The organism is Thioclava sp. ES.031 (genome assembly GCF_002563775.1).
GTDB lineage: Bacteria > Pseudomonadota > Alphaproteobacteria > Rhodobacterales > Rhodobacteraceae > Thioclava.
Genome location: NZ_PDJO01000001.1, coordinates 3291617 through 3305204 on the forward strand (window position 1 = coordinate 3291617; position 13588 = coordinate 3305204).

Below are 13588 nucleotides of genomic sequence, written 5' to 3' on the forward strand. Positions count from 1 at the left end.
CAGCCAGCGGGCGGGCCGGGATATGAGGCGGATGATGACGGGCAGCAAAATCCTCGCGGCGGTATCCTCAATTGCGATTCTGGTCGGCGCAATCTGGAGCGTGTCGGGCAATGCCTCGGGCGCGCAGTCGAAATCGAACGCCCCCGCCGCTCAGCCCGCTGCAACCAGCCAGACCACCAAGCCGCAAGCGAAGCCTGTGGCCAAGCCCGCCCCCAACGGCCCCGACGTGCAACTGGCGAAACCCCAGCGCCGCGGCCCCGTCACCCACCTGCCGATCCCGCGCTATGTCTCGCTCAAAGGCTCGAAGGGCAATGTGCGTCGCGGACCCTCGCTCTCGCACCGGATCGACTGGGTCTTCACCCATCCCGGCATGCCGCTGAAAGTCACCGCGGAATTCGGTCATTGGCGGCGGGTCGAGGATAACGAGGGTCAGGGCGGATGGATTCACTACACGCTGATCTCGGGCGTGCGCAACGTGATCGTCCTGCAGGACATGGTCTCGCTCCACGCCCGTCCCGATCCGAAATCCGCAGTCACCGCCAAGGCGCAGGCCGGAGCGATCGCGGGCCTCGGCGCCTGCACCCATGATTGGTGCGAAATCGAGGGCTCGGGCGCGGATGGCTGGCTGCCCAAGACAGAAATCTGGGGCGTCGACCCCGACGAGACCCGTGACTGAGACGCTCACCTGCGCTAGAGCATCGGCGCAAAGGTAGAGACGGCGGCGATGGCCTATAGCGAAAACGAACACCGGATGAACACCTCGGCGGGTCTGGCCTCGGTCGGCACCGCCGCGCTGCTCGTGGCGATCAAGGCCTGGGCGCTGTGGCAGACCGGCGCGCTCTCCGTGGGCGCGTCGCTCGCAGACAGCTCGGTGGACCTGTTGATCTCGGGCGCGGGGCTGCTGGCGATCCTCTATGCCGCGAAACCCGCCGATGACGATCACGCCTTCGGGCATAGCTCCGCCGAAGACCTCGCGGCCCTCGGTCAGGCACTGATCGTGCTGGGCGCGGGCATCACGATCGGCATCACCGGCGTTCAGCGCCTGCTGGCCCCGACCCCGCCCCCGCTTGCCGCCGAAGGTATTGGGATCGCGGTCATGGTCGCTTCTGCGGCGATCACCTTCGGCCTGATCTGGTGGCAGGGCCGCGTGGCGCGCAAGACCGGCAACAAGGTCGTCGCCGCCGACCGGCTGCACTATGTGGGCGACCTGCTGCCGACACTGGGCGCGATCCTCGCGCTCTGGCTCTCGCACGCTTTCGGTTGGGGCGACGTGGACAGCGTCGTCGCGCTGATCGCCGCCGCGATCATGTTTGGCGGCGCGGCGAAAATCTTCCTCGGCGCCTGGAACGCCCTGATGGACCGCGCGGCCCCGGATGAGGTCATCGACGGCATCACAAAGATCGCCCGCGACTGGCCCGGCGTGCGCGGCTTCCACGATCTCAAGACCCGCACCGCAGGCGCACAGATCTTCGTGAACCTGCATATCGAACTCGACGGCGACCAGACGCTGGAAGAGGCCCATGACATCGGCGCCGCGCTCAAACGCGCCATCGTCGAGGCCTATCCGCAGGCCGACGTCATCATCCACAAGGATGTCTATCGGGGCTGAGCGCAACAGGGGGCTCTGCCCCCGCGGCTTACGCCGCCCCCCGGGATATTTCGAGCAGTTGGAAAGCAGATTGTCCTGCTTCCAACTGCCTTAAATATCCCCGCCGGAGGCTCCGGCATCGCCACCCGCTCAAGCGGCAGGATCGAGCAGCCCGCGGCCCTTCAGCAGAGGTTCCACCCCCGGCATCTTGCCCCGGAACTCGGTGTAAAGCTGCTCCGGCGGCCGCGAATTGCCCGCCGACAGCACGAAGCGTTCGAGCTTCGCCGCCGTTTCCGGATCGAACACGTCGCCTGCTTCCTCGAAAGCCTCGAACGCATCGGCATCCATCACCTCGGACCACATGTAGCTGTAATAGCCAGACGAGTAGCCGTCGCCCGAGAAGACATGGGCGAAATGCGGCGTCGCGTGGCGCATCCGGATCGCATGCGGCATGCCGATCTCGCGCAGCACCTCGGCCTGCTTCGCCATCGGATCTTCCGGGGCCGCGCCCTCGTGGAAGGCCAGATCGACCAGCGCCGAGCCGAGATATTCCACCGTCGAGAAACCCTGATCGAAGGTGGCAGCCCCTTTCAGCTTCTCGCGCAGCTCCATCGGCATCGGCTCGCCGGTCTTGTAATGGCGCGCGTGCTTTTCCAGCGTCTCGGGCACGTCGAGCCAATGCTCGTAAAGCTGGCTCGGCAGCTCCACGAAATCGCGCGCGACCGAGGTGCCCGACAGGAACTGATAGGTCACATCCGACAGCATCTGGTGCAGCGCATGGCCGAATTCATGGAACAGCGTGCGCGCGTCGTCATGGCTCAGAAGCGCCGGATCGCCCTTCGCGAAGTTGCACACGTTGACCACGATCGGCACCGGCGCGCCGCCCAGCTTGCGCTGCGAGCGCATCGCCGAGCACCACGCGCCCGAGCGTTTCGAGCCGCGCGCGAAATAATCGCCGAGGAACACGGCCAGCACTTTGCCTCCCCGCGAGACCTCCCAGCCGCGCACGTCGGGGTGATAGAACGGCCCGTCGATCTCCTTGAACTCCAGCCCGAAGAGGCGGTTCGCAGTATCAAAAGCCGCGCCGATCATCGCGTCGAGCGAGAGATAGGGCTTGATCTGCCCCTCGTCGAAATCATGCTCGGCCACGCGGCGCTTCTCGGCATAGTAGCGCCAATCCCACGGCTCGAGATCGCCGTTGATCCCGTCGGCATGCATCATCTCGGCCAGCTTCGTGGCATCCGCCTCTGCGGCAGCCTTCGCAGGCTCCCAGACCCGCATCAGAAGACCGCGCACGGCCTCCGGCGTCTTGGCCATTTCGGGCTCCAGCTTGTAGGCGGCGAAGCTCTCGTACCCCAGAAGCTTCGCACGCTCCTCGCGCAGCTTCAGCACCTCGGCGGCGATCTCGCGATTGTCGGTTTCGCCGCCGTTCGCGCCGCGCGACGTCCAGGCCTCATAGGCGATGCGCCGCAATTCGCGATTGGGCGAGAATTGCAGGAAAGGCACGATCAGCGAGCGCGAGAGCGTCAGCACCGGGCCGTCCTGCCCGCGCTCCTTGCCTGCCGCGCGGGCGGTGTCCACGACGAAATCGGGCAGCCCTTCGAGGTCTTCCTCGGCCAGCAGGCGGAACCAGCCGCTCTCATCGGCCAGCAGGTTCTGACTGAACTGCGTGGTGATCGAGGCGAAGCGCTGCTTGATCTCGCGCATCCGCTCGGCCGCGTCCCCTTCCAGCGCCGCGCCCGACCGGGTGAACATCTGATAATATTGCTCCAGAAGCCGCGCCTGCTCCGGGCCAAGTCCGAGGCTCTCGCGGCTCTGCCACAGCTGGTCGATCCGCGCGAACAGCGCGGTGTTCATCGTGATCTCGGAGGAAAACGCCGCGAGCTTCGGCGCCAGATCGCGCATCAGCTCCTGCCGCGCAGGCATCGCATCGGCCCCGGCGAGGTTGTAGAACACGCCCGCGACCTTCTCGAGCGCCTCTTCCGCAAGCTCCATCGCCTCGATCGTATTGGCGAATGTCGGGGCCTCGGGCGAGTCCGCGATCGCCGCGATATTGGCGCGCGCCTCGGCCAGCGCCGCGTCGAACGCAGGCGCAAAATCGGCATCGGAAATCTGCGCGAAGGGCGGCAGTTCGTAGGGGCCGGTCCAGTCGGCGAGAAGCGGGTTGGTCATGGCGGGTCTCCTTTGCATCGCAAGCTAGGGCGCGTGCTCAGGATTGACCATCCCCCGCGCCGCGCCCTTCGCCGCAAACCGCGCAATCGGCACGCCGTTTGACGCCGAACTGACGGCTCTCGCCCCAAAGCGCATCATAGATCATCAGCCGCCCGCGCGCGGATTGGCCCGCGCCGGTGATCTCCTTGATCGCCTCGGTTGCCATCATCGAGCCCACCACGCCCGGCAGCGCGCCCACCACGCCCGCTTCGGCACAGCTCGGCGCGAGCCCGGCGGCAGGCGCTTCGGGGAAGACGCAGGCATAGCAGGGCGCACCCTTCGCCGGATCGTAGAGCGACAGCTGCCCTTCCCATTGCGTGATCGCGCCGGAGATCAGCGGCGTTCCGGTCGCCACGCAGGCTGCATTCACCAGATAGCGCGTGTCGAAATTGTCGGTCCCGTCGAGGACGAGGTCATATTCGGCGATCAGCCCTTCGGCATCCTCGGCGCTCAGGCGACGGTTATAGGGCAGCACCTCGATATGCGGGTTGAGCGCCAGCATCGCCTTTTGCGCGGAGAAGACCTTGGGCATCCCGAGATCGGCATCGCGATGGATCACCTGCCGCTGCAGGTTGGAATTCGAGACGACATCGTCATCCACGACCCCGATCCGCCCCACCCCGGCCGCGGCGAGATACAAAAGCGCGGGCGAACCGAGCCCCCCGGCCCCAACCACCAGAACCTTGGCCTGCTTGAGCCGCTTCTGCCCCGGCCCGCCGATCTCGCGCAACATGATGTGGCGCGCATAGCGGTCCAGTTCGGCCTCGGAAAAGCTGCCCGGTTTGGGCGCGGGCGCCTCAGCCTCTTTCGCCTCGGCCCTCGTCCGGATCGCCCCGAGCATCCGGCGATAGATCAACACCAGCGCGACGACGACGCCGAGGCCAATCCAACCCGCAAGCGAGCCGCCCAGAACGCGCCCGAGCGGACCAAACCCGGGGATGGGCAGATGCGCGATCACCAAGGCCGCCCAGATCAGCACGAGCATCCCGAAGATCGCACGCACGGAGGCCTTGAGCACCAGCCCGAGCCCCACGATCGCCGCCATCAGAACCAGCCCGAGCATCGCTCAGACCTTCCCGGTCGAGCCGAACCCGCCTACGCCCCGTGCGGTGTCGCCCAAGGCATCCGCGACCTCGAAGCGCGCCTGCACCACCGGGGCGACGATCGCCTGCGCGATGCGGGCACCATGCTCGATCAGATAGGGCTCATGGCCGAGATTGATCAGCAGCACCCCCAGCGGCCCGCGATAATCGGCGTCGATCGTGCCGGGCGTGTTGGGCAGGCTGATCCCGTGTTTCAGCGCCAACCCCGAGCGCGGCCGGATCTGCATCTCGAACCCTTCGGGGATCTCGACGCGCAGCCCGGTCGGGATGATCGCGCGCTGCATTGGTGCGAGCGTGATCCCGCGCGCGCGATCCTCTGCGGCAAGATTGGCGCGCAGATCGGCCCCGGCGGCGCCGTGGGTCTCATAGCGCGGCAGCGCGATCTCGGGATCGGCCCAGTCCTCGCGCAGAACCTTGATGATCGGTGTGCTCACGTGTCTCTCTCCTGCCCGATGTCGCGCGGGCGTCAAATGCGGATGCCTCCGGCGGGGATATTTGGACCAAGCCGAAACAGGCGCGCTTCGTTTCGGCTTGGCATAAATATCCGCCGCGGAGCGTCCCTCAGGCGCCAGCCGCGCCCAAGCTTTCTGCGATGCGCGCAGCCAACCGCCGCGCGACCTCTTGCTTGCCCATCCGGTCCCAGCTTTCCGCGCCGGTCTCGTCGATGATCGTCACCGCGTTCTCGGTCCCGCCCATGATCCCGGTCGCGGGGCTCACGTCATTGGCGACGATCCAGTCGCAGCCCTTGCGGGCGCGTTTGTCGGCCGCAAACCGCGCGACGTCATGGGTCTCGGCCGCGAAGCCCACCACGAGGCCCGGGCGCCCTTCGCCCATTTTCGAGACGGTGGCGAGGATGTCGGGGTTCTCGGCGAATTCGAGCGCGGGCGGTGCGCCGGTGCCGTCCTTCTTCATCTTCCGCTCGGCCGCGTTCGCCACGCGCCAATCGGCCACGGCGGCAGCGAAGATCGCCGCCTCGGCGGGCAGCGCGGTCTGCACTGCGTCCAGCATCTCGCGCGCGGTCTCGACCTTGACCACCCGCACGCCCGCAGGCGGCGCGACCGTCGCGGGGCCGGTGACGAAGGTGACATTAGCACCGAGGTCCCGCAGCGCGGCGGCAAGGGCCGTGCCCTGCGCGCCCGAGGAGCGGTTCGCGATATAGCGCACCGGGTCGATCGGCTCGTGGGTGGGCCCCGAAGTCACGAGGATATGGCGGCCCTTCAGCGGACCGTCCGACAGCGCGGTATCGATCGCAGCCAGGATCGCCTCGGGTTCGACCATCCGGCCCTCGCCGAACTCGCCACAGGCCATGTCGCCCTCGGTCGGGCCTGCGAAGATCACGCCATCGGATTTGAGCGTCGCGATATTGCGCTGCGTTGCGGGGTGCTCCCACATCCGCACATTCATCGCGGGCGCGATCAGCACGCGCTTGTCGGTGGCAAGCAACAGGGTCGAGGCGAGATCATTGGCCAGACCGTTCGCCATCTTCGCCATCAGATCGGCGGTGGCGGCCACGACGACCACCAGATCGGCCGCGCGCGACAGCTGAATATGACCGATCTCGGATTCATGCGTCAGATCGAAGAGGTCGGAATGAACCGCCTCGCCCGCAAGCGAGGAGACGGTCAGCGGCGTCACGAACTCGGCCCCGGCCTTGGTCAGGACCGGGCTCACCGAGGCCCCCGCCCCGCGCAGCAGACGGATCAGCTCGGGCGCCTTGAAGGCCGCGATACCGCCGCCGATGATCAACAGGATGCGTTTGCCCGCAAGCATTTGCCTCTCCGTGAAACTCTCTCAGATGGTCTAAGCGCCGGGGCGCATTGGCGCAAGGATCACTTGAACGCGGCGCAGGGATCGGCGCGTTCGGTCGGCGGCGTAATGATCCAGTCGTCAAAGGGCTGCGCGCCGGGATCGGTGCCCGGCTCCGCCTCGATCTGACCGATCGCCACGACCTTCGCCTGCGGGTCCGCCTTGCGCAGAAGCGCGGGCACGGCGAGGTCGGTCTTCGCATGGCCTGACCCAGTGATGACCGCGACCGGCCCGCCGGTCTCCTTCAGCGCGTCGAGCGCCACCCGCGCAAACGCCGCATCGCGGAAGCGTTGCGCCGCGACCATGCCGGGCAGCAGATCGGGCGGCAATGCGTTGCAATGATCCTCTTGCGACTCCGCTTCCAGCTTGGCCTGCAGGTCTTCCGGATAGGCTTGATCGAGCCCGTAACGTGCCGCATTCGGCCCGAACACCTCCGGCAGCGGCTTGGTCATCGCGGCGCGTACGGTCTCGCGCGGCTGCGCGGCGCCATAGACTTTCGCATCGCCCAAAGCGGCGAAAATCGGATAATAGATCGCGAAATCGGGCCAGCCCGAATTGTCCCAGTCCAGCGCCTTTGCGAGCGCGCCTTCATCCTTCAAAAGCGCGGGCGTAATCTTCGCCGCCTGCTCGGGCGTCAATTGCTCGAACACCACGGCGGCGGGCTTCAGCGCCTTGATCGCACGCGCCTGATTGAGGTGATGGGTCGGGTTGTCATGTATCTCTCCCAGAACGACAATATCGCCCGACAGCGTATCCAGCTGGGCGGGCGATATTTCCGCGCCAAAGGCGGGACCGGTCAGAGACAGCAGGCAGAGCGCGGCAAGAAACTTCCTCATACGAAGAAGCTTTGCACCTCGCCCTGATGGGTTTCAAGCGATTTGCGCATCTTGCCGAAAGCCTGCGCTTCGAGCTGACGGATACGCTCTTTCGAAAGCCCCAACTCTTCACCGAGGCTTTCCAAAGTGCGCGGATCTTCGATCAGACGACGTTCGCGGACGATATAGGCTTCGCGGTCGGTCAGGCGGCCCATCGCCTCGCCCAGCCAGACTTTCATCGTCTGACCGTCATGGCTGTCGGCCACGGTTTCCTCGGGGCTCGCGCCGTCATCTTCCAGCGTATCGACCCATTCGCGGCCTTCGTCTTCGCTGGACTGCGTGGCGTTGAGCGAGAAGTCGGAGCCGGACAGGCGGCCTTCCATCATCTCGACATCCGAGAGCGGCACGCCGATCACTTCGGCCACGCGCTGACGCAGCTGCATTGCGTCGAGCTGCTCGCCCTCTTGCTGCGCTTCGCGGGTCAGCTGGGCTTGAACGCGGCGCATGTTGAAGAACAGCGCCTTTTGCGAAGAGGTGGACCCGGTGCGCACCATCGACCAGTTGCGCATCACGAATTCCTGGATCGAGGCTTTTATCCACCAGACAGCATAGGTCGAGAACCGCACGCCGCGTTCCGGGTCGAACTTGTCGGCGGCTTTCATCAGACCGAGTGAGGCTTCCTGGATCAGATCGTTCATCGGGGCGCCGTAGCGGCGGAACTTCGAAGCCATCGAGATCGCTAGACGCATATAGGCTGTCACAAGCCGATGCAGCGCCTGCTCGTCCCGATTGTCGCGCCACGCTCGCGCCAGTTCCGCTTCGGTTTCTGCATCCAGGAACTCTGCCCGCATTGCTTGGCGTGGCAGGGTTTCATCGGTCATACCATCGAGTGCCATTTACAATCTCCCTGGGGTGTCCAGCCCAAACCGGCGCAACTTTGCAGTGGCGGTTGCTTTGCCCACCCAATGCGAATGACATGAATTGGTTCCTCACGGAAATGTTGAATTTTGCCTGAAACTTTGTGCGCAACGCGCACTTGACGAGGTTTTAAAGCGAAAAACGAAATAAATTCATACCGCTATGCTGAAGGCATCACTCCTTCTTGAGCATCCCATATCATAAGCCTGCTCACGAACACTTGAGGGACTGTAACGCAACATCTTGATCTGCTGCGCGAAATTGAAGCCTGGGCTGTGCAGATATGCAGGAAACGCAGGTTTTCGCGAATATCTCGGCGGTCGGGTCGAGCGACGCACCCCCTGCTCGAGTCGCAGTTTTGAACCGCGCCTTGCCCGTCCCGCCGCCTGTTAACCATTCCTAAACCATGCCCGCGCTACCCCTCGACGAAGAGGCGCAGGAGAGCCGATGGTCAGCCAGAGCTACACGGTCGCGTTCGAGGGGGGCGAGGCCCGCCTCGTGGAGGTGCAATGCGCGCTCTCCGAAGGGATGCCCGGCTTCGCGGTCGTGGGTCTGCCCGACAAGGCGGTGTCCGAGGCGCGCGAGCGAGTGCGCGCGGCACTTGGTGCGCTGGGAATTGCACTGCCGATGCAGAAGATCACCGTGAACCTCTCGCCTGCCGATCTGCCGAAAGAGGGCTCGCATTTCGACCTGCCGATCGCACTGGCGCTGCTGGGCGCGATCGGGGTCGTGCCCCGCGACAGGATCGAGGCGCTGGTCGCCGTGGGGGAGCTGTCGCTCGACGGGCGGCTCCTGCCGGTCGCGGGTGCCCTGCCCGCCGCGATGGCGGCCGCCGCGCAGGACAAGGGGCTGATCTGCCCGAAGGGCTCGGGCGCAGAGGCGGCCTGGGTCGGTGCGGCCGAGGTGACGGCCCCGGCGACGCTTGGCGCCGCGATCGACCATCTCAGCGGTCGCCTGCCGCTGGAGCCCGCGCTCCCGGGTCTCGTTCGCGACACGACGCACCCGCGCGACCTGCGTGATGTGAAGGGTCAGGAACGAGCCAAACGCGCGCTGGAGATCGCCGCTGCCGGTCGCCACCACCTGATGATGATCGGCACGCCCGGCTCGGGTAAATCCATGCTGGCCGCGCGCCTGCCCTCGATCCTGCCCGAGATGCGCCCCGAGGAGATGCTGGAAACCTCGATGATCCAGTCGCTGTCGGGGCTGCTGGCCGAGGGCGGCATCTCGCGCACCCGACCCTTCCGCGAACCGCATCACACCGCCTCAATGGCCGCGATGATCGGCGGCGGGCGTGGCGCGCGGCCCGGCGAAGTCAGCCTCGCCCATAATGGCGTGCTGTTCATGGACGAGTTTCCCGAATTCCCCCGCGCCGTGCTGGAGACCCTGCGCCAGCCGATCGAGACCGGCGAAGTCGTCGTCTCGCGCGCCAACGCCCATACCCGCTATCCCTGCCGCTTCCTGCTGATCGCGGCGGCGAACCCCTGCAAATGCGGATATCTCGGCGATGCAGAGCGCGCCTGCGCCCGCGCGCCCGGCTGCGGCGACGATTATCTAGGGCGGATTTCGGGGCCTCTGATGGATCGGTTCGACCTGCGCATCGAAGTGCCGCCGGTGCGCTATGCCGATCTTGACCTGCCAGCCTCCGGCGACAGCTCCGCCGAGGTCGCGGCCCGCGTTGCGGCCGCGCGCGAGCGGCAGGCCCAGCGCTTCGCGGATCACCCCGCGATCCGCGTCAATGCCGAAGCCGAAGGACAGTTACTGGAAGACATCGCGACGCCGGATGCGCAGGGGCGCGATCTGCTGGCCCGGATGGCCGAGCGGGTCGGATTGTCGGCGCGCGGGTACCACCGGGTTCTGCGGGTCGCGCGCACCATCGCCGATCTCGACCATGCCGAGCACGTGCGCCAGCCCCATATCGCCGAGGCGTTGAGCTATCGGCTCAGCGCGGTGGCAGGGTGAGCATCCGGCGCGCCGCCGCAGCAGCATCCTCCAGCGCCGCGCGCGCCTCGGGCACCCGCCCGTCGAAGAAATGCCAGACATGCGGCGCATCGGGCCAGCTTTGCACCGTGACATCCGCGTCGAAGCTGCGCAGCCGCTCGGCCATACGCAGCGAGTCATCGCTGAGAATTTCCCCCATCGAATGCTGGATCAGCACCGGCGGCGGATCGGGGAACTCCGCGAAAAGCGGCGAGAAGCGCGGATCGGCCGCGTCGTGTCCGCGCAGAACCATCTCGCAGGTATCGCCAAGCCGTTCGACCGGCAGCATCGCATCTTTCGCGGCATTGACGCGGAGGCTCTCCCCCGAACAGGTCAGGTCCGTCCACGGGCAGAAGGTAATCGCCCCGGCAGGCGGCGTGCCGCGCTGGCACAGCACGCTCAGAAGCGCCAGTGTCAGACCGCCCCCCGCGCTGTCGCCCGCGATCACGATCGCGCTCGGGTCGTAACCCATGTCCACCAGCGCATCGAAAGCTGCGGTCGCATCCTCGAGCGCCGCGCCCACCGGCGCCTCGGGCGCGAGGCGGTAATCCGGCACGACCACCTCGAGACCGCTCAGCTTCGCCAAACGCCCCGCGAGCCCGCGATACATCCACGGGGAGCCGGTGACGTAACCGCCGCCATGAAGATAGAGAATGATGCGCCCCACCGAGGACCGCCCCGCGCGCAGCGACAGCGCATTGCGCCCGGCCAGCTTCGTCGGCAGACGGCAGAGCCCGGTCGGCTCGCGCACGACCCAACTGGCCAATCTCTCCGTCGCGCGCCGCGTTTGCGCAGCCCCGTGGAACCGGCGCACCATCGGTTTCGCGATGCTGCGCAGCCAAAGATTGAGAAAGACCAGCCGGATCGACATATCAGCTCCGTTTCGCTTCGATCGCCTCCCAGATGCGGGCGGTGATATTCACGCCGTCGAAACGCTCAAGCTCCTGAATGCCCGTCGGCGAGGTGACGTTAATCTCGGTCAGCCAGTCGCCGATCACGTCGATGCCGACGAAGATCTGCCCCTTCTCACGCAGATACGGGCCGATCCGCTCGCAGATTTCGCGGTCGCGCGCGGTCAGCTCGACTTTCTCGGGCCGTCCGCCGACATGCATGTTCGACCGCGTCTCGCCCGCCGCCGGCACCCGGTTGATCGCGCCCACCGGCTCGCCATCGACGAGAATGATCCGCTTGTCGCCCTTCGAAACGGCGGGCAGGAACTTCTGCGCAATGAGAGGCTCGTTGTTGATGCCGATGAACAGCTCGTGCAGCGACGACAGGTTGCGATCGTTCGGATCGAGCCGGAAGACCCCCGCCCCGCCATTGCCGTAGAGCGGCTTGAGAATGATATCGCCATGCTCCGCCTTGAAAGCCCGAATGGCCTCCAGATCGCGCGCGATCAGTGTCGGCGGCGTCAGGTCAGGGAAATCCAGAACGAGAAGCTTCTCGGGCGAGTTGCGGACCCAGAAAGGATCGTTGACGACCAGCGTCTCGGGATGGATCCGCTCCAGCAGATGGGTCGTCGTGATATAGCCCATATCGAAGGGCGGGTCCTGCCGCAGCCAAACCACATCCCAGTCGCCCAGATCGACCTCGGTCTCTTCGCCCAGCGTGAAGTGGTTGCCCTTCTCACGCCGCACCACCAGAGGCCAGCCACGCGCATAGACGTGCCCCTCGCGGTAGATCAGGCGATCCGGCGTGTAGTAGAATAGCTCGTGCCCACGCGCCTGCGCCTCTTCGGCGATCCTAAACGTGCTGTCAGCCTCGATATTGACCGCTTCGATCGGATCCATCTGGATCGCAACTTTCAATCCCATCCGCGCCCCCTCTTTAGACTGCAATCTTGATGCAATGTGGCGCGTCTGGATGCAACCTCAACCCACGGGCCGGTCACATTCCGAAATAGGCGTTCTCCAGGACCTTGATCTCCCCGATCTCATTGACCAATGCGAGATCGAACCGGACCTTGCGATTGCAGTTTGCCGGAGCGGGATGGCGCATCAGATATTCTTCGACCGAAATGCATATCCGGCGCATCTGACGCTGCGAGAGACGTTCCGCGGCGCGGGCATGGCTGCGCGATTTCTTCACCTCGACGAAGATTAGGGTGTCGCCCTCCCGTGCGATCAGATCGATCTCGCCGCCATATTTGCCCCGCCAGCGATGTTCCGAGACCGCGCGCCCTGCCCGCTCGTAATGCAGCATCACCTGCTCTTCGGCGGCGAGACCCGAATGATACGACAGCGATCCACTCATCTCTTTTTCTCCATGGCCAGAGCGGCCTGATAGACCTTGCGACGCGGCAACCCGGTCGCGCCTGCGACGGCATCGACCGCATCGCGAAGCGACTCCCGATCAAGCGCGGCGCTCAACCGCCGCTCCAGCTCCGCGTCGTCGATCTCGACCGCGTGCGGCCTGTCGACGACGACGACGATCTCGCCCTTGATCGGCGCCTCGGCCACGCTCTCCGCAAGCTCTTCCAGCGTTCCCCGGCGGACCTCTTCGAAGCGTTTCGTCAACTCCCGGCACAGCGCCGCTTGTCTCTCTTTTCCCAGACTATGGGCCGCGTCAGCTAACATTTCCCTAACGCGTTTGGGGCTTTCATAGAAAACCAGCGTCGCCGGAATTTCCTTGAACTCCGCGAGCCAGTTTCGCCGCGCCCCTTTACTGTTTGGCGCGAACCCCGCGAAGAGGAAGCGATCCGTCGGCAGGCCCGACAGGGTCAGCGCCGTCAGCACTGCCGAGGGGCCCGGCGCGCTATAGAGCGGCAGCCCAGCCTCGATCACCGCGCGGCCGAGCTGATAGCCCGGATCGGCGACCAGTGGCGTACCTGCCTCGGAGGCGTAGACCACCGACTTCCCCGCCTCCAAGGCTGCGAGGATTTTCGGGCGCATCGCGGCGCCGTTATGGTCGTGATAGGCGAGCACCTGACGCCCGTTCAGCGGCACGCCGTGGATCTCCATCAGGTGCCGCAGGCTGCGCGTATCCTCGGCCGCCAGAACGTCGGCTGCGCGCAGCATGTCGAGGGCGCGCAGGGTGATGTCGCGGGCGGCTCCGATGGGTGTGGCAATGAAATGAAGCCCCGGGCTCAACGGCGCCGGAGCGCCCTTGGTTCCCTTATTTTCCGTGTTTGCATCAGATACAACACCCTCGCCCATCGCCCGCCTCATCAC

13 protein-coding genes are annotated in these 13588 nt (G+C 65.9%); 3 read left to right on the forward strand and 10 right to left on the reverse strand.

Going from position 1 to position 13588, the window contains the following annotated elements; genetic code table 11:
* The first annotated feature begins 34 nt into the window (after positions 1-34).
* Both AXZ77_RS15595 and AXZ77_RS15600 read left to right on the forward strand, forming a co-directional pair.
* Complete coding sequence (locus AXZ77_RS15595; RefSeq protein WP_098412578.1) at positions 35-676, forward strand: SH3 domain-containing protein; 642 nt, start codon at positions 35-37, stop codon at positions 674-676.
* A 48-nt stretch (positions 677-724) separates the two neighbouring features.
* Positions 725-1609 carry a cation diffusion facilitator family transporter gene (locus AXZ77_RS15600; protein WP_098411862.1) on the forward strand — a complete coding sequence of 295 codons (885 nt, stop codon included), beginning with the start codon at positions 725-727 and terminating at the stop codon, positions 1607-1609.
* 129 nt (positions 1610-1738) lie between these two features.
* Here the strand turns inward: AXZ77_RS15600 and AXZ77_RS15605 are convergent, their stop codons facing one another.
* From AXZ77_RS15605 to AXZ77_RS15630, 6 genes are all read right to left on the reverse strand, one after another.
* Positions 1739-3760, reverse strand: a complete 2022-nt coding sequence (locus AXZ77_RS15605) for a M3 family metallopeptidase (RefSeq protein WP_098411863.1) — start codon at positions 3758-3760, stop codon at positions 1739-1741.
* A gap of 37 nt (positions 3761-3797) precedes the next feature.
* Entirely contained in the window at positions 3798-4862 is a 1065-nt protein-coding gene (locus AXZ77_RS15610) for a HesA/MoeB/ThiF family protein (protein ID WP_098411864.1), read from the reverse strand.
* Positions 4863-4865: 3 nt separating this feature from the next.
* Positions 4866-5336, reverse strand: coding sequence for a dUTP diphosphatase (gene dut / locus AXZ77_RS15615; RefSeq protein ID WP_098411865.1), 471 nt, complete (start codon positions 5334-5336; stop codon positions 4866-4868).
* Between the two features lie 127 nt (positions 5337-5463).
* Positions 5464-6672 (reverse strand): bifunctional phosphopantothenoylcysteine decarboxylase/phosphopantothenate--cysteine ligase CoaBC, encoded by a 1209-nt coding sequence (coaBC, locus tag AXZ77_RS15620; protein ID WP_098411866.1) that lies wholly within the window; start codon positions 6670-6672, stop codon positions 5464-5466.
* Positions 6673-6731: 59 nt separating this feature from the next.
* Positions 6732-7544: a ChaN family lipoprotein gene (locus AXZ77_RS15625; RefSeq protein WP_098411867.1), complete on the reverse strand. Its 813-nt coding sequence runs from the start codon at positions 7542-7544 to the stop codon at positions 6732-6734.
* A complete protein-coding gene (locus tag AXZ77_RS15630) occupies positions 7541-8419 on the reverse strand; it encodes an RNA polymerase factor sigma-32 (protein WP_078520502.1) in 879 nt (292 codons plus the stop codon). The genes AXZ77_RS15625 and AXZ77_RS15630 overlap by 4 nt, the downstream gene beginning before the upstream one ends.
* Before the next feature lie 469 nt (positions 8420-8888).
* Here AXZ77_RS15630 and AXZ77_RS15635 point away from each other — a divergent pair, with 469 nt between their 5' ends.
* Positions 8889-10400, forward strand: coding sequence for a YifB family Mg chelatase-like AAA ATPase (locus tag AXZ77_RS15635; protein WP_098411868.1), 1512 nt, complete (start codon positions 8889-8891; stop codon positions 10398-10400).
* Here the strand turns inward: AXZ77_RS15635 and AXZ77_RS15640 are convergent.
* The 4 genes from AXZ77_RS15640 to rsmI form a co-directional block, all read right to left on the reverse strand.
* Positions 10381-11289 carry an alpha/beta hydrolase gene (locus AXZ77_RS15640; RefSeq protein ID WP_098411869.1) on the reverse strand — a complete coding sequence of 303 codons (909 nt, stop codon included), beginning with the start codon at positions 11287-11289 and terminating at the stop codon, positions 10381-10383. The genes AXZ77_RS15635 and AXZ77_RS15640 overlap by 20 nt on opposite strands.
* Before the next feature lies 1 nt (position 11290).
* On the reverse strand, positions 11291-12232 hold the full coding sequence (gene gshB / locus AXZ77_RS15645; protein ID WP_078542069.1) for a glutathione synthase: 942 nt from the start codon (positions 12230-12232) through the stop codon (positions 11291-11293).
* Between the two features lie 73 nt (positions 12233-12305).
* Positions 12306-12671 (reverse strand): YraN family protein, encoded by a 366-nt coding sequence (locus tag AXZ77_RS15650; RefSeq protein WP_078548476.1) that lies wholly within the window; start codon positions 12669-12671, stop codon positions 12306-12308.
* Positions 12668-13507, reverse strand: a complete 840-nt coding sequence (gene rsmI / locus AXZ77_RS15655) for a 16S rRNA (cytidine(1402)-2'-O)-methyltransferase (protein ID WP_255266517.1) — start codon at positions 13505-13507, stop codon at positions 12668-12670. Before rsmI ends, AXZ77_RS15650 begins: the two co-directional genes overlap by 4 nt.
* Between the last annotated feature and the right edge of the window lie 81 nt (positions 13508-13588).